The sequence below is a fragment of the Rathayibacter sp. VKM Ac-2762 genome (genome assembly GCF_009866585.1).
Taxonomy (GTDB): Bacteria; Actinomycetota; Actinomycetes; order Actinomycetales; family Microbacteriaceae; genus Rathayibacter.
In genome coordinates this window covers 1,097,656-1,118,471 of sequence record NZ_CP047419.1, presented here as the reverse complement: position 1 = coordinate 1,118,471, position 20,816 = coordinate 1,097,656, and the positions used below count along the sequence as shown (strand labels likewise).

Sequence of the window (20,816 nt, the reverse complement as noted above, 5' to 3'; positions counted from 1 at the left end):
CGCCAGCGCACGCGCCGTCCGGTGTCGGTGGTCGCGGCTACGCTTCGAATCATGGAGCCAACCCGTGCCGTGCACCCGTTCGAGGTCATCAGCGAGTACAAGCCGAGCGGTGACCAGCCCGGCGCGATCGCCGATCTGAGCGCCCGCATCAACGCCGGCGAGACCGATGTCGTCCTGCTGGGCGCCACCGGAACCGGCAAGTCCGCGACCACGGCCTGGCTCGTCGAGGCCGTGCAGCGCCCCACGCTCGTGCTCGCGCACAACAAGACCCTCGCCGCGCAGCTCGCCAACGAGTTCCGCGAGCTGTTCCCCAACAACGCCGTCGAGTACTTCGTCTCGTACTACGACTACTACCAGCCCGAGGCCTACGTCCCGCAGACCGACACCTTCATCGAGAAGGACAGCTCGGTCAACGCCGAGGTCGAGCGGCTGCGCCACTCCACCACGAACTCGCTCCTGAGCCGCCGCGACGTGATCGTGGTGTCGACCGTCTCGTGCATCTACGGCCTCGGCCAGCCCGAGCAGTACCTCGAGGCGATGGTGGCGCTCCAGGTCGGCCAGCGGGTCGACCGGGACCGCCTCATCCGCAAGTTCGTGTCGATGCAGTACGCGCGCAACGACGTCGACTTCGCCCGCGGCACCTTCCGGGTGCGGGGCGACACGATCGAGATCATCCCGATGTACGAGGAGCTCGCGATCCGGATCGAGATGTTCGGCGACGAGATCGAGGCGCTCTACACGCTCCACCCGCTCACCGGCGACATCGTCCGGAAGCTCGACTCCGTGTCGGTCTTCCCCGGCTCGCACTACGTCGCCAGCCAGGACGTCATGCACCGTGCGATCGACACCATCCAGCAGGAGCTCGAGGTGCGCCTGGCCGACCTCGAGAAGCAGAACAAGCTCCTCGAGGCGCAGCGCCTGCGGATGCGCACGACCTTCGATCTCGAGATGATGCAGCAGATCGGATTCTGCTCCGGCATCGAGAACTACTCCCGCCACATCGACGGCCGCGAGTCGGGCGAGGCCCCGCACTGCCTGCTCGACTACTTCCCGGACGACTTCCTCGTCGTGATCGACGAGTCGCACGTGACGGTGCCGCAGATCGGTGCGATGTACGAGGGCGACGCGTCCCGCAAGCGCACGCTGGTCGAGCACGGCTTCCGCCTGCCCTCGGCGATGGACAACCGGCCCCTGAAGTGGGAGGAGTTCAAGTCGCGCGTCGGTCAGACCGTCTACCTCTCGGCGACCCCGGGCCGCTACGAGATGGGCATCGCCGACGGCATCGTCGAGCAGATCATCCGCCCGACCGGCCTGATCGATCCCGAGATCGTCGTCAAGCCGACGAAGGGCCAGATCGACGACCTGCTCGAGGAGATCAAGCGCCGCACCGAGCGCGACGAGCGCGTGCTCGTCACGACGCTGACGAAGCGCATGGCCGAGGAGCTCACCGACTTCCTCACGGAGGCCGGCGTCAGGGTCCGCTACCTGCACTCCGACGTCGACACCCTGCGGCGCGTCGAGCTCCTCTCGGAGCTGCGAGCGGGCGTGTACGACGTCCTGGTCGGCATCAACCTGCTGCGCGAGGGGCTCGACCTGCCCGAGGTCTCGCTCGTGGCGATCCTCGACGCCGACAAGGAGGGCTTCCTCCGCTCGTCCACGTCGCTCATCCAGACGATCGGCCGTGCGGCGCGCAACGTCTCGGGCGAGGTCCACATGTACGCCGACAAGGTGACGGACTCGATGCGGCTCGCGATCGACGAGACCGACCGCCGACGCGAGAAGCAGGTCGCCTACAACCTCGACCACGGCATCGACCCGACGCCGCTGCGGAAGAAGATCGCCGATATCACCGACGCCCTCGCCCGCGAGGGGGCCGACACCGCCAAGCTGCTCGCCGGGCGCGACGCCAAGAAGAAGAGCCCGACGCCGAACCTGCGCCGTCAGGGTCTCGCCGCGAACGGCGGCAACGACCTCGAGGCGATCATCTCCGACCTCAACGGGCAGATGCTCCAGGCGGCGGGCGAGCTCAAGTTCGAGCTCGCGGCCCGGCTGCGGGACGAGGTCCAGGAGCTCAAGCGCGAGCTCCGCCAGATGGAGAAGGCCGGGCACCTGTCCTGATCGGGGGCGCTGATCCGCAAGGGGAGGGGCCCGCGGATCAGCGCCCAGCGAACGCCACGGGCGATGTCGGTGGCTCCGCATACACTTTCGGAGTGTCGATCCTGAACGCCGTTACGGACCCCTCCTCCACCCCCTCTCCCTCCTTCCACCGCTTCGTCTCCTCGCTCGACGAGTCGTCCTCGAAGCTGGTGGTGAGCGGCGCGCGGGTGCACAACCTGCAGAACGTCGACCTCGAGATCCCGCGCGACTCGATGGTGGTGTTCACCGGTCTCTCGGGCTCGGGCAAGTCCTCCCTGGCCTTCGACACGATCTTCGCGGAGGGCCAGCGGCGCTACGTCGAGTCCCTCTCCGCGTACGCCCGCCAGTTCCTCGGGCAGGTGGACCGGCCGGACGTCGACTTCATCGAGGGCCTCAGCCCCGCGGTCTCGATCGACCAGAAGTCGACGAACCGCAACCCGCGCTCGACCGTCGGCACGATCACCGAGATCTTCGACTACATGCGTCTGCTGTGGGCGCGCATCGGCGTCCCGCACTGCCCCATCTGCAGCGAGCGGATCTCCGCGCAGACCGTGCAGCAGATCGCCGACCAGCTGATGGAGCTCGAGACCGGTACCCGCTACCAGATCCTCAGCCCCGTCGTCTCGCAGAAGAAGGGCGAGTTCGTCGACCTCTTCAAGGAGCTGACCGCGGGCGGCTACTCCCGCGCCATGGTGGACGGGAAGCTCGTCCAGCTGAGCGAGCCGCCGGTGCTCAAGAAGCAGTACAAGCACGACATCTCCGTCGTGGTCGACCGGCTCGTGGCCGGCCCCGACATCCTCGGGCGCCTCACCGACTCGCTCGAGACGGCCCTGCGGCTCACCGACGGCATCGTGCAGATCAACTACGTCGACGGCGAGGGCGACGGCGCCTGGACCACCTACTCCGAGAAGCTGTCCTGCCCCAACAACCACCCGATCTCGCTGACCGAGATCGAGCCGCGGACATTCTCCTTCAACGCGCCCTTCGGCGCCTGCCCGGAGTGCTCGGGCCTCGGCACGCGCATGTCGGTCGACGACGAGCTGCTGCTCGGCGACCCCGACCTGAGCATCGCCGAGGGCGTCATCATCCCCTGGACCACCCAGGGCAAGGGCTTGTTCCAGTACTACGAGAAGCTGCTCGACGGCCTGTCCCGCGACCTCGGCTTCACGCTCACCACCCCGTGGAAGCGCCTCAGCACCGAGGTGCAGCAGGCCGTCCTCCACGGCGATAACTTCGAGGTCAAGGTCAAGTGGAAGAACCGCTACGGCCGCGAGATGAGCTACACCTCGGGCTTCGAGGGCGTCGTGCCCTACATCGAGCGCCAGTTCGTCCAGGCCGAGACCGACGTCCAGCGCACCCGCTGGTCCGAGTTCCTCCGCGAGGTGCCCTGCCCCGTGTGCAAGGGCTCCCGCCTCAAGCCCGAGGTGCTCGCCGTGCTCGTGCACGGGGCGAGCATCGCGGACGTGGCCGACCTCAGCCTCGGCGACGCCCAGGACTTCATGAGCCGGCTCGAGCTGACCGACCGCGAGGCGCACATCGCCGCGCAGGTGCTGCGCGAGATCCGCGCGCGCATCGACTTCCTCATCGAGGTCGGGCTCAACTACCTCAACCTCTCGCGCGCCGCCGCCTCCCTGTCGGGCGGCGAGGCGCAGCGCATCCGCCTGGCGACCCAGATCGGCTCCGGGCTGACCGGCGTGCTCTACGTGCTCGACGAGCCGAGCATCGGCCTGCACCAGCGCGACAACCGCCGCCTGATCGACACCCTCATCAAGCTGCGCGACCTGGGCAACACGCTGATCGTGGTCGAGCACGACGAGGACACCATCCGCACCGCCGACTGGATCGTCGACATCGGCCCGGGCGCCGGGGTCAACGGCGGCAAGGTCGTGCACTCCGGCTCCTACGAGTCGCTGCTCGAGAACACCCACTCGCTGACCGGCGACTACGTCTCGGGCCGCAAGGCGATCGAGGTCCCGAAGAAGCGGCGGAAGATCGACCGCAAGCGGATGATCAAGGTCGTCGGGGCGAACGCCAACAACCTCCGCAAGGTCGACGCGGAGTTCCCGCTCGGCACGTTCGTCGCGGTCACCGGGGTCTCCGGCTCCGGCAAGAGCACCCTCGTGAACGACATCCTCTACCGCGTGCTCGCCAACCAGCTCAACGGCGCCCGCAAGGTGCCGGGCAAGCACACGCGCGTCACCGGCCTCGAGAACCTCGACAAGGTCGTGCACGTCGACCAGAACCCGATCGGCCGCACGCCGCGCTCGAACCCCGCCACCTACACGGGCGTGTTCGACCGCATCCGCAACCTCTTCGCCGAGACCACCGAGGCGAAGGCGCGGGGGTACCTGCCCGGACGCTTCAGCTTCAACGTCAAGGGCGGCCGCTGCGAGGCCTGCTCGGGCGACGGCACCATCAAGATCGAGATGAACTTCCTGCCCGACGTCTACGTGGCGTGCGAGGTCTGCGGGGGAGCGCGCTACAACCGCGACACACTGACCGTGCACTACAAGGGCAAGAACATCGCCGAGGTGCTCGACATGCCGATCGCCGAGGCGGCCGACTTCTTCGAGCCGATCACGGCGATCCACCGCTTCCTCCGCACGCTGGTGGAGGTGGGCCTCGGCTACGTCCGCCTCGGGCAGAGCGCGACCACGCTCTCCGGCGGCGAGGCGCAGCGCGTCAAGCTGGCGACCGAGCTCCAGCGCCGCTCCAACGGCCGCAGCGTCTACGTGCTCGACGAGCCGACGACGGGCCTGCACTTCGAGGACGTCCGCAAGCTCCTCCTCGTCCTCAACGGCCTGGTCGACAAGGGCAACACGGTGATCACCATCGAGCACAACCTCGACGTCATCAAGTCGGCCGACTGGCTGATCGACATGGGTCCCGAGGGCGGCGCCGGCGGCGGACAGGTGGTCGCGGTGGGCACCCCCGAGCACGTGGCGAAGGTCGAGGGCAGCCACACCGGCATGTTCCTCGCCGAGATCCTCGGCTGACGCGAGCGAGAGGCATGGCGCAGACAGTCGACTTCCGGCCGAAGCCGGGTGAGATCCCGACCCTCCCGGGCGTGTACCGCTTCACGGACGCCCGGGGGCGGGTGCTCTACGTGGGCAAGGCCAAGAACCTCCGCGCGCGGCTGAGCAACTACTTCGCCCCGCTGCCGAGCCTGCACGAGCGCACCCGGCGGATGGTCACCTCGGCCTCCGGCGTCGAGTGGACCGTCGTCGGCACCGACGTCGAGGCCCTGCAGCTCGAGTTCACCTGGATCAACGAGTTCGATCCACCCTTCAACGTCAAGTTCCGCGACGACAAGTCCTACCCCTACATGGCGGTGACGCTCGGCGACGAGGCCCCGCGGGTGATGGTCACGCGGAACGCCAAGATCAGGAAGGCCCGCTACTTCGGGCCCTACCCGAAGATCTGGGCGATCCACGAGACGATCGACCTGATGATCAAGGCGTTCCCGATCAGGACCTGCAACGACTCCAACTACAAGCGCGCCATGCAGAGCGGCAAGCCCTGCTTCGCGTCGCAGATCAGCCGCTGCGGCGGGCCCTGCTCCCACCGCGTCACCTTCGCCGAGCACCGCGAGATGGTCGACCGCTTCGTCGCCTTCATGGGCAGCCACGACCGCCGGATGATCGGCGAGCTCGAGAAGGAGATGCGCGAGGCCGCCGCGGCGATGGAGTACGAGCGCGCCGGCAAGCTGCGCGATCAGGCCGCCGCCCTCGACGCGGTCCTCGCCAAGAGCGCGGTCGTGCTCAAGGACAACGTGGACGTCGACCTCTACGCGATCGTCCACGACGAGCTCGCCGCCTCCGTGCAGCAGTTCCGGGTCCGCGGCGGGCGCATCCGCGGCGAGCGGGGCTGGGTCGTCGACAAGGAGCTCGACATGAGCACGGCGGAGCTCGTCGACACGGCCCTCCAGGCCGCCTACGAGACCGGCGACGTCCCGCCCCGGGAGGTCGTCGTGCCGGAGCTGCCCGAGGACACCGAGGCGCTCGAGGAGTGGCTGAGCGGACTGCGCGGCACGAACGTGCGCCTCCGAGCGGCCCAGCGCGGAGACAAGGCCGCCCTCCTCGAGACGGCGACGCAGAACGCGAAGCACTCGCTGATGCTCTACAAGACCCGCCGCTCCGCCGACTTCACCGCTCGGACGCAGGCTCTGGAGGACATCCGCGACGCCCTCGGCATGAGCGAGGCGCCGCTCCGGATGGAGTGCTACGACGTCTCCCACCTCAGCGGCACCAACATCGTCGCCTCGATGGTGGTCTTCGAGGACGGGCTCGCGCGGAAGGACCAGTACCGGCGGTTCTCCATCGCGGAGTCGACGGACGACACCGAGTCGCTGCACCAGGTGCTCACCCGCCGCCTCGCCTACCTCCGCGAGCCGGTCGAGCCCGCGGCGGTCGACCCCGAGACCGGCGAGGCCAAGCGGCGCAAGTTCTCGTACCCCCCGCAGCTGCTGATCGTCGACGGCGGCCAGCCGCAGGTCGCGGCGGCGCAGCGCGCGCTCGACGAGTCCGGGGTGACCGGCATCACCCTCTGCGGGATCGCCAAGCGCCTCGAGGAGATCTGGCTGCCGGACTCCGACTTCCCCGTCATCCTGCCGCGCAACAGCGATGCGCTCTTCCTGTTCCAGCGCATCCGCGACGAGGCGCACCGCTTCGCGATCACCCACCAGAGGACGCGTCGCAAGCGCGACATCTCGTCGCAGCTGGCCGAGGTGCCCGGGCTCGGAGGCACGCGAGTCCGCGACCTGCTGAAGCACTTCGGATCCGTCGCCCGGCTCCGCGAGGCGGGCGAGGCCGAGATCGCCGAGGTCAAGGGCATCGGCCCGACGCTGGCGGGCGCGATCCACGCGCACCTGCATCCGGACGGGTCCGCCGTCGGGGGCACGCCCTAGGCTGGAGGCCCGCGCTCCGGGGGAGAGCGGCCGGTGCCCGGCACCGAGGACACGAGCAGACACGAGCACGGAGAGCGCATGAGCACGGAGAGCGAGCAGCAGGACGTGCTGATCGTCACGGGGATGTCCGGAGCGGGCCGGTCCACGGCCGCGAACGCGCTGGAGGACCTCGGCTGGTACGTCGTCGACAACCTGCCGCCGCAGATGCTGCGCCCGCTGGTCGACCTGGCGCAGCGTGCAGGGGACACGCTGCCGAAGATCGCGGCGGTCGTCGACGTCCGCGGACGCGACTTCTTCGAGGACCTCGGCGACATCGTCCGCGAGCTGCGCGCCGGGGTCGACCTCCGAGTGGTGTTCCTCGAGGCCACCGACGCCGCGCTCGTCCGTCGCTTCGAGCAGGTGCGCCGTCCGCACCCGCTGCAGGGCCGGGGGACCCTCCTCGACGGCATCTCCGCCGAGCGGACGCGCCTCGCTCAGCTGCGGGAGTCGGCCGACATCGTCATCGACACCTCGGATCTCAACATCCACCAGCTGGCCACCAGCATCACCGAGCGCTTCGCCGAGGCCGGCCGCGCGGGCCTCCAGGTCACGGTGATGAGCTTCGGCTTCAAGTACGGGCTGCCGACGGACGCCGACATGGTGGCCGACGCGCGGTTCCTGCCGAACCCGTACTGGATCCCGGAGCTGCGTCCGCACACGGGTCTCGACGAAGAGGTGAGAGACTACGTGCTGGCCCAGCAGGGCGCCGAGGAGTTCATCGACTCCTACTCCCGGGCCCTGCGCCCCGTGCTCGACGGCTACCAGCGCGAGAACAAGCGCCACGCGACCATCGCGATCGGCTGCACGGGAGGCAAGCACCGCTCCGTCGCGGTCGCGGGCCGTGTCGCGGCCCGTCTGGCCGAGCTGCCGGGCGTCGCCGTCAACGTGGCGCACCGCGACCTCGGCCGAGAATGATCCCCGCGCGCTCAGCCGCGCACCCGACGTAAGGAAGACTCCGTGGCCCTCACCGCAGACGTCAAGGGCGAACTGGTCGCGATCGTCTCGCGCAAGAACACCGTCCGTGCCGCCGAACTGGCGACCATCCTCCGCTTCTCCGGAGGACTGCACATCATCTCCAACCGCCTCGCGGTCGAGGTCGAGCTCGACTCCGCCCCGCTCGCGACCCGCGTGCGCCGCGACCTCGCCGAGCTGTACGGCGTCCGCAGCGAGGGCAGCATCGTCTCGGCCGGCGGATCCCGGAGGACCACGAGCTGGCTGGTGCGCGTCGTCGAGGGCGGGGACACCCTCGCCCGGCAGACCGGCCTCCTCGACCAGCGGGGCCGGCCCGTCCGCGGCCTGCCCAACCGCCTCACGACCGGCTCCCGCGAGGAGCTCGCCGCCCTGTGGCGCGGCGCCTTCCTCGCTCAGGGCTCGCTGACCGACCCGGGCCGCTCCGCGGCGCTCGAGATCGTCTGCCCCGGCAACGAGGCGGCCATGGCGATCGTCGGAGCCGCTGGACGCCTGGGCGTCCAGGCCAAGTCCCGCGAGGTGCGCGGCGTCCACCGGGTCGTCATCCGCGACGGCGAGAGCATCAGCGCGATGCTCACCCTGATGGGCGCGACCGCGACCGTCGCGAGCTGGGAGGAGCTGCGCCAGCGCCGCGAGGTGCGGGCGACCGCGAACCGACTCGTCAACTTCGACGACGCGAACCTCCGCCGCTCCGCCCAGGCCGCCGTCGCGGCGTGCGCCCGTGTCGAGCGCGCGATGGAGATCCTGGGCGACGACATCCCCGAGCACCTCCGCTACGCCGGGCGCCTGCGCCTCGCGCACCGCGACGCGAGCCTCGACGAGCTCGGCCACCACGCCGATCCGCCGATGACGAAGGACGCCGTCGCCGGCCGCATCCGCCGCCTCCTCGCGATGGCCGACAAGCGCGCGTCCGACCTCGACATCCCGGGCACCGACGCGAACCTCCCGGCCGAGCTGCAGGACCTGTAGGCCCGGCCGCACGGCGTGCCCCGCCCGGCGAACGCTGAGTGTCTCCTGGTCGAACAACGCAAGCCCTCCGAACGCGGAGGGGCCCCCTCGCTAGACTGATCGGGTCGCTCAGGACACTCCCGGCCCTCCTCCTCCGCCTCGCGGAGGACGCCGAGACGCCGGCGGGTCGCACGGGAGCGACGACCACGAACAGGAGATCGCACATGGCTGACTACACGCTCGCCGAACTGCCCTACGACTACTCGGCCCTCGAGCCGAACATCAGTGGGCGGATCATGGAGCTCCACCACGACAAGCACCACGCGACGTACGTGGCCGGGGCGAACACCGCCCTCGCCTCGCTGCAGGAGGCTCGCGACAGCGAGAACCTCGCGAACGTGAACAAGCTCCAGAAGGACCTCGCCTTCAACCTCGCCGGTCACGTGAACCACACCGTGTTCTGGAACAACCTCTCGCCGGACGGCGGCGACAAGCCCGTCGGCGAGCTCGCCGCGGCCATCGACGACAACTTCGGGTCGTTCGACAAGTTCCGCGCCCACTTCACCGCCTCGGCCCTCGGCATCCAGGGCTCCGGCTGGTCGATCCTCGCCTGGGACTCGCTCGGCGAGAAGCTCATCATCGAGCAGCTCTACGACCACCAGGGCAACCTCGCCGCGGCGACCGTCCCGGTCCTCCTCCTCGACATGTGGGAGCACGCCTTCTACCTCGACTACGTCAACGTGAAGGCCGACTACGTCAAGGCGTTCTGGAACATCGTGAACTGGGCCGACGTCTCCGCGCGCTTCGAGAAGGCCCGCGAGAAGACTTCGGGCCTGCTGCTACTGTCGTAGCGATCTCGGCGTCCCGGGCCCCGCGTCCGGGACGCCCTGTCGTCGGCTTCCACCCCTCCACTGCACCGTCGAGGTGCCTTTCCTCACCAGGAGATATCTGTGTCCGTCAAGATCGGCATCAACGGCTTCGGCCGTATCGGCCGTAACTTCTTCCGTGCAGCCCTCGCCAAGGGCAGCGACCTCGAGATCGTCGCGGTCAACGACCTCACCGACAACAAGGCCCTCGCGCACCTCCTGAAGTACGACTCCATCACGGGCCGCCTCGACGCGACCGTCGAGCTCGACGGCGACCGCATCGTCGTCAACGGCAAGCCGATCATCGTCCTCGAGGAGCGCGACCCCGCGAACCTCCCCTGGGGCGAGCTGGGAGTCGACGTCGTCATCGAGTCGACCGGCCGCTTCACCAAGTCGGAGGACGCGCGCAAGCACATCACCGCGGGTGCCAAGAAGGTCATCGTCTCCGCTCCCGCCACCGGCAGCGACGTCGCGACCCTGGTCCTCGGCGTGAACGAGAACACCTACGACCCCGCGACGCACGACATCATCTCGAACGCGTCCTGCACCACGAACTGCCTCGCGCCGCTCGCCAAGGTGCTGCTCGACAACTTCGGCATCGAGCGCGGCCTGATGACCACGGTCCACGCGTACACCGCCGACCAGAACCTCCAGGACGGCCCGCACAGCGACCTGCGTCGCGCCCGCGCCGCCGCCGTCAACATCATCCCGACCTCGACCGGTGCCGCCAAGGCGCTCGGCCTGGTCATCCCGGAGCTCGTCGGCAAGCTCGACGGCTACGCCCTCCGCGTCCCGGTCCCGACCGGCTCGATCACCGACCTCACCGTCGAGCTGACCAAGCCCGCCACCGTCGAGGAGATCAACGCGGCGTACAAGGCGGCCTCCGAGGGAGACCTCAAGGGCATCCTCAAGTACACCGAGGACCCGATCGTCTCGAGCGACATCGTGACCGACCCGCACTCGTCGATCTTCGACGCGGGCCTCACGAAGGTCATCGGCAGCCAGGTCAAGGTCGCCTCCTGGTACGACAACGAGTGGGGCTACTCCAACCGCCTCGTCGACGTCACCGAGTTCGTCGCCGGCAAGCTCTAAGGGCTGCGCGCAGTGACGCTCCGCACTCTGGACTCACTGGGCTCCCTCGCAGGCAAGCGCGTCGTCGTCCGCTGCGATCTGAACGTCCCCCTGAAGGACGGAACGATCACGGACGACGGCCGCGTGCGCGCGTCGGTGCCCACGCTCCAGCGTCTGGTCTCCGAGGGCGCCCGAGTCGTGGTCGTGAGCCACCTCGGGCGCCCCGAGGGGAAGCCCGAGGCGAAGTACAGCCTCGCTCCCGTCGCCGCCCGCCTCGGCGAGCTGCTCGACGCTCCGGTGGCCTTCGCCGAGGACACCGTCGGGGAGGCGGCCTCGGCCGCCGTCGACGCCCTCGAGGACGGCCAGGTCGTCGTCCTCGAGAACCTCCGGTTCAACGCCGGCGAGACGAGCAAGGACGAGGCCGAGCGCCGCACCTTCGCCGAGAAGCTGGCCGCCTACGGTGACGCCTTCGTCTCCGACGGGTTCGGCGTCGTGCACCGCAAGCAGGCGAGCGTCTACGAGCTCGCCGAGCTTCTCCCCAGCGCCGCCGGCACGCTGATCTCGGCCGAGCTCGAGGTGCTGGAGCGGCTCACCGAGAAGCCCGAGCGCCCCTACGCGGTCGTCCTCGGCGGCTCGAAGGTCTCGGACAAGCTCGGCGTGATCGAGCACCTGCTGCCGAAGGTCGACTCGATCCTCATCGGCGGCGGAATGCTCTTCACCTTCCTCAAGGCCCAGGGCCACGAGGTCGGCGCCAGCCTGCTGGAGGCGGACCAGGTCGACACCGTGCTCGGCTACCTCGCGAAGGCGAAGGAGCTGGGCGTGGAGATCGTCCTGCCGACGGACGTCGTCGTGGCGTCGGAGTTCGGCCCCGACGCCGAGCACCAGGTCGCCTCGGCCGACGCGATCGAGGGCACGCCCTTCGGTGAGAAGGGCCTCGGCCTGGACATCGGACCGGACACCGCCGCGCACTTCGCCGAGATCATCGCGGCGTCCGAGACGGTGTTCTGGAACGGCCCCATGGGCGTCTTCGAGCTCGAGCCGTTCGCGGCGGGCACCAAGACCGTCGCGCAGGCGCTCACCGAGGTCGACGGTCTCAGCGTCGTCGGCGGAGGCGACTCCGCCGCGGCCGTCCGCGCCCTCGGGTTCCGCGACGACCAGTTCGGCCACATCTCGACGGGAGGCGGAGCGAGCCTCGAATTCCTCGAGGGCAAGCGCCTCCCCGGACTGGAGGTCCTCGGATGGTAGACACCGCCGCCCGCACCCCGCTCATCGCCGGCAACTGGAAGATGAACCTGGACCACCTCCAGGCCATCGCCTTCGTGCAGAAGCTGGCATGGAGCCTCAAGGACGCCGATCACGACTTCGACGGTGTCGAGGTCGCGGTGTTCCCGCCCTTCACGGACCTCCGGCCCGTGCAGATCCTCGTCGACTCTGACAAGCTGCCGCTCAAGTACGGCGCGCAGGACGTCTCGAAGTTCGACAGCGGCGCCTACACCGGCGAGATCTCGGGCCAGTTCCTGAAGCAGCTCGACTGCGACTACGTGATCGTCGGCCACTCGGAGCGTCGCACGCTCCACGGCGAGACGGACGCGGACATCGCCGCCAAGTCGGCTGCGGCCGTCAATCACGGCGTCGCTCCGATCATCTGCGTCGGCGAGACCGCGGAGGACCTCGAGAAGCACGGCCCGTCGGCCGTGCCGGTCGCCCAGCTGAAGGAGGCCCTCACCGGCCTCCCCGCGGACGCCGACCTCGTCGTCGCCTACGAGCCGGTCTGGGCCATCGGCTCCGGACAGGCCGCGACGCCCGAGCAGGCCCAGCAGGTCTGCAAGGCGCTCCGCGGAGTCGTCGCCGACGTCCTCGGCGCCGACACCGCCGCGAAGACCCGCATCCTCTACGGCGGCTCCGTGAAGTCCGGCAACATCGCCGGCTTCATGCGCGAGCCCGACGTCGACGGAGCACTCGTCGGAGGCGCCAGCCTCCAGGTCGACGAGTTCGCGGCGATCGCGCGATTCCGGAACCACGTCGGGGTCTGAGCTGCTGCGACGAGAGGGCGGGCCTATCGGGCCCGCCCTCTCGTCGTCCACGCCGCTCCCCGCGCGGCGTGGCGCGGTCGGCTTCGCGACGGGGCGCGGTTCCGAGAGCGGGATGCGTTCGGCTACGTCGATCCGCTGGGACGCGGATCGCCGGTTCGCCTCGCTGTCGTCCACGCCGCTCCCTGCGCGGCGTGGCGCGGTCGGCTTCGCGAAGGGGCGCGGTTCCGGGAGCGGGATGCGTCCGGCTACGTCGATCCGCTCGGACGCGGATCGCCTGTTCGCCTCGCTGTCGTCCACGCCGCTCCGTGCGCGGCGTGGCGCGGTCGGCCTCGCGACGGGGCGCGGTTCCGAGAGCGGGATGCGTCCGGCTACGTCGATCCGCTGGGACGCGGATCGCCTGTTCGCCTCGCTGTCGTCCACGCCGCTCCCTGCGCGGCGTGGCGCGGTCGGCTCCGCGACCGGACGTGGTTCCGAGAGCGGGATGCGCCCGGCTACGTCGATCCGGTGAAACGCGGATCACCGGTTCGCCTCGGAAGATCCCACACCGGCTTCACGCGTTGGCCGGTCCGGTGCCGTCAGCTCCTCGCGGGGTGCCCTCCGAGAGCGTGGCGCGTTCGGCTCGATCGATCCGAAAGTACGTGGATCACAGGCTCGCGGTCCGGCGACTGGAGAGGTTGTCGAGGGCACCGCGACGAGGCCACCCGCTCCGCCCCTCGACGGACACTCGTATACATCGCCCCGAACACGGGACGACGCATTCCTCGCGGATTCGCAGGCGCCGTTATACTCGTCGGGGCGCGCAACGCGCCAGAACTTCGAAAGGTACCGCGTGGACATCCTCCAGGTCGTGCTCCAGGTCATCCTGGGCATCACGAGCCTCCTGCTCACCATGCTGATCCTGCTCCACAAGGGGCGCGGCGGCGGTCTGTCCGACATGTTCGGGGGCGGAGTCACCTCCAACCTCGGCGCGTCGGGCGTCGCCGAGCGCAACCTGAACCGCATCACCGTGATCCTGGGCGTCGTCTGGCTGGCCTGCATCGTGGTGCTCGGACTCATCACCAAGTTCACCACCGGAGCATAGGGGTACTCGCAATGGCATCAGGCGGCAGTGCAATCCGCGGTTCGCGCGTCGGCGCAGGACCCATGGGCGAGCAGGACCGGGGCTTCCACGCGGAGCGCGTCGCAGTCTCCTACTGGGACGCTCTCGGCAACGAGACGGTGCGCCACTTCTCGGCGGCCCTCCCCGAGGACGAGATCCCCGAGGTGATCGACTCGCCGCAGTCCGGTCTCCCCGCGGGCCGCGACCGGGCGAACCCGCCGCAGGTCGCGAAGACCGAGCCCTACAAGACGCACCTCGCCTACGTGAAGGAGCGCCGCACCGAGGCCGAGGCGGCTCAGCTCCTCGAGGAGGCGCTGCAGCAGCTGCGCGCCCGACGCGGCACCGCGACCCCGTCCTGATCCTCACCGCACGACGAACGACGGAAGGCCCGCCCCCTCGGGGGACGGGCCTTCCGTCGTTTCGGACCGGGCTCAGTAGCTCGGAGCGATGAGCGACTCGGGGACCTCGGCCGCAGCCTCCTGGTCGACGAAGAACACCGTGCGCTTGCGACCGAACGCGCCCGACGCGGGCACCTCGTTCGTGCTGGCACCCGCGAGCGCGAGGCCCAGGGCCGAGGCCTTGTCGGCGCCGGCGAGCACCATCCAGATGCGGTCCGACTGGTTGATCAGCGGCAGCGTGAGGGTGAGGCGCTCCGGCGGCGGCTTCGGCGAGTTGCGGACGGCGAGGACGCCGGGAGTCGTGGAGCGGATCGCGGAGCGCTCGGGGAACAGCGACGCGATGTGCCCGTCCGGCCCGACACCGAGGAAGGTGATGTCGAAGCGCGGGTAGTCGCGCCCCTCGGAGGCGTGCTCGCGCAGCTCCGCGTCGTAGGCAGCGGCGGCGCCGTCGAGGTCCAGGCCCTCGTCCGAGGCCGGGTAGGAGTGCACGTTCGCCGCCGGCACATCGAGGACGCTGAAGAGGTCCCCGGCCTGGACGTCGTTGCGGTCCTCGTGGCCGCGGGGCACCCAGCGTTCGTCGCCCCACCAGAAGTGCACGCGCGACCAGTCCACGTTGCCGGCGGCGGATGAGGAGCCGATCTCCTTGAGCGTGGCGGCTCCCATCGTCCCTCCGGTGAGCACGACGTTCGCCGAACCCAGGTCGTCGAGGACGTCGATCGTCTTGGTGAGGAACCGGGCGGCGACCGAGCCGGCGAGGGTCTGCTTGTCTCGGTGGACCAGCACGCGGCGTTCGGTGGTCATCTCAGGGGACTCCTTCGGGTTCGGGTGCCGATCGGCGGGGTTCGGCTCCGTGTCGGGAAGCTCTGAGGTGCGGGCGCTCTGGACGGGCGCCCACACCTCAGGAGGCGCTGCGGGCCTCGGCCTTCTCAGTGAGCATGTCGACCCCGCGCGAGATCACTTCACCGTACAGGTCATCCGGGTCGAGCCGGCGCAGCTCCTCCGCCAGGCAGTCCCGGAGGCTGCGGCGGGGGAGCGAGATGTCGTGGACCGGCTGATCGGGCTGCGTGAGCGTCGCGACGTTGGGCACCGAGCGCTCGAGCTCGATCACTCCGGAGTCGCGGATGAGCCGCACGCCGTGGATCCCGCTGGACCCGGTCGCGCTGATCGTGAGCTCGTGGTCGACGGGGATGTCGAGCTCGAGCTGCAGCCAGGCGGCGAGCAGGATCGTCGAGGGCGAGTCGGGCGCGCCCGAGACCTCGACGGCCGTGATCGGCTCGTAGGGCGGCTGGTCGAGCACGGCGGCGAGCTGCGCGCGCCAGAGGGTGAGGCGGGTCCAGGCGAAGTCGGTGTCGCCGGGGGCGTAGGTGGACGCGAGGTGGTGCAGCGCTTCAGCCGGGTTCGACTGGGCCGACGCGTCGGTGATCCGCCGAGTGGCGATCCGGCCGATCGGGGACGCGGAGGCGTTGTCCGGAGCGCTGTTCGGCCACCAGGCCACGACGGGGGCGTCGGGGAGGAGCAGGCCCGTGACCAGGCTCTCCTCGTCCTCGGCCGCGTCTCCGTAGGGACGGAGCACGACGACCTCGCTCGCGCCGGCGTCGCCTCCGACCCGGATCTGCGCGTCGACCCGCGCCGTCGCGTCGACCGGGACCGTGGTGGTGCCGTCGTCCTTCGAGACCACGATGACGCGCATCGGGTGCTCGCGGGACGCGTCGTTCGCGGCTTCGATGGCCTCTTCCTCGTGACCCCGGGAGGTCGCGATGATGAGGGTGAGGACGCGGCCGAGGGCGACGGCGCCGCCCTCCTCGCGGATCTTGACGAGGGTCTTCGAGACCTCGCTCGTCGTGGTGTCGGGCAGATCGACGATCATGGACGCCTCCAGGTGCGGCCGTCGCGGGCGAGGAGCTCGTCGGCGGAATCGGGGCCCCAGGTTCCGGGGCGGTACTGCTCGGGCTGGCCCTGCGTGGCCCAGAACTCCTCGATCGGGTCGAGGATCTTCCAGGACAGCTCGACCTCCTCGTGCCGGGGGAAGAGCGGCGGCTCGCCCAGGAGGACGTCGAGGATGAGGCGCTCGTACGCCTCGGGGCTCGCCTCGGTGAACGCGTGGCCGTAGCCGAAGTCCATCGTCACGTCGCGCACCTGCATGCCGGCGCCGGGCACCTTCGAGCCGAAGCGCATGGTGACGCCCTCGTCGGGCTGGACCCGGATGACGAGCGCGTTCTGGCCCAGCGACGTGGTCTGGCTCTCGGCGAAGAGCTGCTTCGGTGCCCGCTTGAACACGACCGCGATCTCGGTGACGCGGCGGCCGAGGCGCTTGCCGGCCCGCAGGTAGAACGGCACGCCGGCCCAGCGTCGGGTGCCGATGTCCAGGCGCATGGCGGCGTAGGTCTCGGTGGTCGAGGTGGGGCTCATGCCGTCCTCCTCGAGGAAGCCGAGCACCTTCTCGCCGCCCTGCCAGCCGCCGGCGTACTGTCCGCGGGCGGTAGAAGTGGAGAGGTCGGCGGGGAGGCGGACGGCCGCGAGGACCTTCTCCTTCTCCGCACGGAGGTCGGCCGCGTCGAACGAGATCGGCTCCTCCATGGCGGTCAGGGCGAGCAGCTGCAGCAGGTGGTTCTGGATGACGTCGCGCGCCGCTCCGATGCCGTCGTAGTAGCCCGCGCGCCCGCCCACGCCGATGTCCTCGGCCATGGTGATCTGCACGTGGTCGACGTAGTTCGAGTTCCAGAGCGGCTCGTACATCATGTTGGCGAAGCGGAGGGCCAGGATGTTCTGGACCGTCTCCTTGCCGAGGTAGTGGTCGATCCGGAAGACGGAGTCGGGCGGGAAGACCGACTCGACGACGTCGTTCAGCTCGCGAGCCGTCTTCAGGTCGCTGCCGAACGGCTTCTCGATGACGACGCGGCGCCACTGGCCGTCCTTCTGCTCGGCGAGGCCGGAGCTGCGCAGCTGCTCGGTGACCTGAGGGAAGGACTTCGGGGGGATCGAGAGGTAGAAGGCGAAGTTGCCGTTCGTGCCGCGCTCGCGGTCGAGGTCGTCGACGGTCGTCTTCAGGCGGGCGAACGCCTCGGGGTCGTCGAACTCGCCCTGCACGAACCGGATGCCCTGCGCGAGCTGCGCCCAGACCTCCTCGTGGAACTCGGTGCGGGCGTGCTTCTTCACGGAGTCGTGGACGACCTGCTCGAAGTCCTGGTCGTCCCAGTCGCGCCGGGCGAATCCGACGAGGGCGAAGCCGGGAGGCAGGAGGCCGCGGTTGGCGAGATCGTAGACCGCGGGCATGAGCTTCTTGCGGGAGAGGTCGCCGGTCACGCCGAAGATGACGAGGCCGCTGGGCCCGGCGATCCGGTTCAACCGGCGGTCGAAGCTCAACCTCAGCGGGTTGAACTCGGGGGTGATGTCCACAGACATGTGCAGTGTCCTTCTGTGTGCCGGTGGGACCGGCGCACTGCTATCGGTGAGGGAGGGGGAGGAGCGGGCGGGCCCGGCTGCTGCCCCGGGAAGTGGTCGCGGGACGACCGCGGGCACGCCGCCGCGCGCTCGAGAGCGCAGCGGCGGCGTGCCCGTCGGATCAGGTGTTGAGGGCCTCGAAGAGCGCCTCGAGGTCGGCCTCGGGGTCGGTCAGCGTGAGGGTCAGCACCGGCCGGCCGTGCTCGGCGAGCACGCTCGCGTCGCCGGCGGCCTGCGCCAGGATGAGCTGGCCGAAGGTGAACGGGCTGTCCGGGATCTCGAGGTCCACGTCGGAGCGCTCGGTGATCTGGAGGAACACGCCGGTCGGCGCCCCGCCCTTGTGGTACTGCCCGGTCGAGTGCAGGAAGCGCGGGCCCCACCCGAAGGTGACGGGGCGCTGGGCCTGCGCGGCGAGGAGGTCGCGCACGCCCTCGAGCTGCGGGAGCGCGAGGCGGTCGACGTACGCCTGGATCGAGACGTAGCCGCCGTCGCCCAGCTGCGCGAGGAGGCGGTCGACAGCGGCGGCGACGGTCGAGACGCCCTCGGTGACGCTGCTGCTGCCGGTGACCTCGATGCCCGCGTCGGTGAACGCGGGCGCCTCGGGCTCGGGGCGCTTCTCGAGCAGGGCCCGGGTCGCGACCTTCGCCGACTCGACGTCGGGCTGGTCGAACGGGTTGATGCCCAGGAGGCGACCCGCGACGGCGACGGCGTACTCCCACGACAGCATCTGAGCGCCGAGCGAGCCGGAGAGGAGGATCTCGCCCTCGTGGCGGTCGCGCGGGAACAGGTGCAGCGCCGTGGCGTCCTCGACCAGGCGGACGACCTGAACGTCGGGCAGGTCCTCCGAGAGCTCGGGGGCCAGCGTGCCGAGGACGACGGGGAGGATGCCCGTGCCGTCCTTGCCGGTGGACTCGGCGATGAGCTGCTCCGCCCAGTCGGCGAAGCCGACGATGTCGGTCCCGTCGGCGACGATCGCGAGCTTGTCGCGGCGCGGGCTGGTCGCGGCGATCGCCGCTCCGAGGATCAGGCCCGGGTTCTCGGGGGAGTCCACGGCGAGCCCGAGGGAGGCCTCGGCCGCCTCGTCGAGGAGGGCCTCGATGTCGGCGCCGGCGAGCCCGGACGGCACGAGGCCGAACGCGGAGAGCGCCGAGAAGCGCCCGCCGATGTTCGGGTCGGCGTTGAACACGCGGTAGCCGGCCTCGCGGGAGGAGGTGTCCAGGGGCGAGCCCGGGTCGGTCACGATGACGATGCGGTCGAGCGGATCGATGCCCGCCTCCGTGAACGCCTTCTCGTAGGCCTTCTTCTGGCTCGCGGTCTCGACGGTCGAGCCGGACTTCGAGGAGATGACGACCGCGGTCGACGCGAGCCGGTCGTTCAGGGCGGCGAGCACCTGGCCGGGCGCCGTCGAGTCGAGCACGGTGAGCTCGACGCCGGCGGTGCGGGTGATGACCTCGGGCGCGAGGGAGGAGCCGCCCATGCCGCCGAGGACGATGTGGTCGACGCCCTTGGCCTGGAACTCCTCGCGCAGGGCGAGGATCTGGGGGATCAGGGGGCGGGAGACGGTGGTCGACTCGGTCCACCCGAGGCGCTTGGCCGCCTCCTCCTCCGCCGCGGCGCCCCACAGGGTGGGGACCTGGGCGGTGATGCCGGACGCGACCTCGTCGGCGACGAGCTCAGGGACGACGCGGTCGACCGCCTTCTCGGCGTCTCCGCTGACGTGGATCTGGATGGCCATGATCAGGCCTGCGCCTTCGCGCCCTCGAGCGCCGCGGTGACGGTGTCGAGCAGCTCGTTCCAGGAGACGATGAACTTCTCCACGCCCTCCTTCTCGAGCAGCTCGGTGACGTCGGCGTACGAGACGCCCTGCGCCGCGACGGCGTCGAGGACGGCGTTCGCGTCGGCGTACGAGCCGGTGACGGAGTCGCCGGTGATGACGCCGTGGTCGAAGGTCGCCTCGAGGGTCTTCTCGGGCATCGTGTTGACCACGCCGGCCGCGACGAGCTCGGTCACGTAGAGGGTGTCGGGGAGGTCGGTCGACTTGACGCCGGTCGAGGCCCAGAGGGGGCGCTGGCGGTTGGCGCCGGACTCCTGGAGCAGCAGGGCGCGCTCGGTGGCGAACGCCTCGACGAAGACCTCGTAGGCCAGCTGCGCGTTGGCGACGCCGGACTTGCTCTTGAGGGCGCGGGCCTCGTCGGTGCCGACGGCCTCGAGGCGCTTGTCGATCTCGGTGTCGACGCGCGAGACGAAGAACGAGGCGACGGAGTGGATGGTCGACAGGTCGATGCCGGCGTCCTTGGCCTTCTCGAGGCCGGCCAGGTACGCGTTGATGACGGCGCGGTAGCGGGCGAGCGAGAAGATCAGGGTGACGTTCACCGAGATGCCGGAGCCGATGACCTCCGTGATGGCCTCGAGGCCCTCGACGGTCGCGGGGATCTTGATCATCGCGTTGGGGCGGTCGACCTTGGCCCAGAGGGCCTTGGCCTGCTCGATGGTGCCCTGGGCGTCGTGCGCCAGGCCGGGCTCGACCTCGATCGACACGCGGCCGTCGTAGCCGTTGGTCGCGTCGTAGATCGGGCGGAAGATGTCGGACGCCGCGGCGACGTCGTCGGTGGTGATCTCGAAGACGGCGTCGGTCACCGAGGTGCCGGCGGAGGCGAGCTCGCGCACCTGGGCGTCGTAGGACTCGCCGTTGGTCAGGGCCGCGGCGAAGATCGTGGGGTTCGTGGTGACTCCGACGACGTTCTTCTCCTCGATGAGCTTCTGCAGCCCTCCGGTGGAGATGCGCGAGCGGGAGAGGTCGTCGAGCCAGATGCTGACGCCGGCGGCGGAGAGCTCTGCGGTGGGGGTGTTCTCGGTCATGTCTCTTCTTCTTCTGCGTAGGTGGTGCGTGGTGTGAGGGGGAGCCGCTGC

The 20,816-nt window shown here is 70.1% G+C and carries 16 protein-coding genes; 11 read left to right on the top strand and 5 right to left on the bottom strand.

Annotation, left to right across the window (positions count from 1 at the left end; all coding sequences use genetic code 11):
- Positions 1-51: 51 nt before the first annotated feature.
- The 11 genes from uvrB (at position 52) to GTU71_RS05205 (ending at position 14,426) form a co-directional block, all read left to right on the top strand.
- On the top strand, positions 52-2,118 hold the full coding sequence (gene uvrB, locus GTU71_RS05255) for an excinuclease ABC subunit UvrB (RefSeq protein WP_104221901.1): 2,067 nt from the start codon (positions 52-54) through the stop codon (positions 2,116-2,118).
- Between the two features lie 188 nt (positions 2,119-2,306).
- Positions 2,307-5,132 carry an excinuclease ABC subunit UvrA gene (gene uvrA, locus GTU71_RS05250; protein WP_244229661.1) on the top strand — a complete coding sequence of 942 codons (2,826 nt, stop codon included), beginning with the start codon at positions 2,307-2,309 and terminating at the stop codon, positions 5,130-5,132.
- 14 nt (positions 5,133-5,146) lie between these two features.
- Entirely contained in the window at positions 5,147-7,042 is a 1,896-nt protein-coding gene (gene uvrC, locus GTU71_RS05245) for an excinuclease ABC subunit UvrC (protein WP_159939438.1), read from the top strand.
- 78 nt (positions 7,043-7,120) lie between these two features.
- The gene (gene rapZ, locus GTU71_RS05240) at positions 7,121-7,996 is read left to right on the top strand and encodes an RNase adapter RapZ (RefSeq protein ID WP_097166020.1); all 876 of its coding nucleotides are present in this window, start codon (positions 7,121-7,123) and stop codon (positions 7,994-7,996) included.
- A gap of 42 nt (positions 7,997-8,038) precedes the next feature.
- Positions 8,039-9,019, top strand: coding sequence for a DNA-binding protein WhiA (gene whiA, locus GTU71_RS05235; RefSeq protein WP_104237489.1), 981 nt, complete (start codon positions 8,039-8,041; stop codon positions 9,017-9,019).
- Between the two features lie 203 nt (positions 9,020-9,222).
- A complete protein-coding gene (locus GTU71_RS05230) occupies positions 9,223-9,849 on the top strand; it encodes a superoxide dismutase (RefSeq protein ID WP_104221907.1) in 627 nt (208 codons plus the stop codon).
- Between the two features lie 99 nt (positions 9,850-9,948).
- Positions 9,949-10,956, top strand: coding sequence for a type I glyceraldehyde-3-phosphate dehydrogenase (gap, locus tag GTU71_RS05225; protein ID WP_104221909.1), 1,008 nt, complete (start codon positions 9,949-9,951; stop codon positions 10,954-10,956).
- A 12-nt stretch (positions 10,957-10,968) separates the two neighbouring features.
- Positions 10,969-12,180, top strand: a complete 1,212-nt coding sequence (locus GTU71_RS05220) for a phosphoglycerate kinase (protein ID WP_159939437.1) — start codon at positions 10,969-10,971, stop codon at positions 12,178-12,180.
- Positions 12,174-12,968 carry a triose-phosphate isomerase gene (tpiA, locus tag GTU71_RS05215; RefSeq protein ID WP_104221913.1) on the top strand — a complete coding sequence of 265 codons (795 nt, stop codon included), beginning with the start codon at positions 12,174-12,176 and terminating at the stop codon, positions 12,966-12,968. The genes GTU71_RS05220 and tpiA overlap by 7 nt, the downstream gene beginning before the upstream one ends.
- A gap of 829 nt (positions 12,969-13,797) precedes the next feature.
- Positions 13,798-14,049 carry a preprotein translocase subunit SecG gene (gene secG, locus GTU71_RS05210; protein WP_104221915.1) on the top strand — a complete coding sequence of 84 codons (252 nt, stop codon included), beginning with the start codon at positions 13,798-13,800 and terminating at the stop codon, positions 14,047-14,049.
- An 11-nt stretch (positions 14,050-14,060) separates the two neighbouring features.
- A complete protein-coding gene (locus GTU71_RS05205) occupies positions 14,061-14,426 on the top strand; it encodes an RNA polymerase-binding protein RbpA (protein WP_055791968.1) in 366 nt (121 codons plus the stop codon).
- A 72-nt stretch (positions 14,427-14,498) separates the two neighbouring features.
- On the opposite strand, the gene pgl is transcribed toward GTU71_RS05205, so the two are convergent.
- From pgl to tal, 5 genes are all read right to left on the bottom strand, one after another.
- Positions 14,499-15,266: a 6-phosphogluconolactonase gene (gene pgl / locus GTU71_RS05200; protein WP_104221917.1), complete on the bottom strand. Its 768-nt coding sequence runs from the start codon at positions 15,264-15,266 to the stop codon at positions 14,499-14,501.
- 97 nt (positions 15,267-15,363) lie between these two features.
- Complete coding sequence (locus tag GTU71_RS05195; RefSeq protein WP_104232638.1) at positions 15,364-16,332, bottom strand: glucose-6-phosphate dehydrogenase assembly protein OpcA; 969 nt, start codon at positions 16,330-16,332, stop codon at positions 15,364-15,366.
- Positions 16,329-17,867: a glucose-6-phosphate dehydrogenase gene (zwf, locus tag GTU71_RS05190; RefSeq protein WP_104225293.1), complete on the bottom strand. Its 1,539-nt coding sequence runs from the start codon at positions 17,865-17,867 to the stop codon at positions 16,329-16,331. Before zwf ends, GTU71_RS05195 begins: the two co-directional genes overlap by 4 nt.
- Before the next feature lie 160 nt (positions 17,868-18,027).
- The gene (locus GTU71_RS05185) at positions 18,028-19,641 is read right to left on the bottom strand and encodes a glucose-6-phosphate isomerase (protein WP_159939436.1); all 1,614 of its coding nucleotides are present in this window, start codon (positions 19,639-19,641) and stop codon (positions 18,028-18,030) included.
- A gap of 2 nt (positions 19,642-19,643) precedes the next feature.
- Positions 19,644-20,765: a transaldolase gene (tal, locus tag GTU71_RS05180; RefSeq protein WP_159939435.1), complete on the bottom strand. Its 1,122-nt coding sequence runs from the start codon at positions 20,763-20,765 to the stop codon at positions 19,644-19,646.
- Between the last annotated feature and the right edge of the window lie 51 nt (positions 20,766-20,816).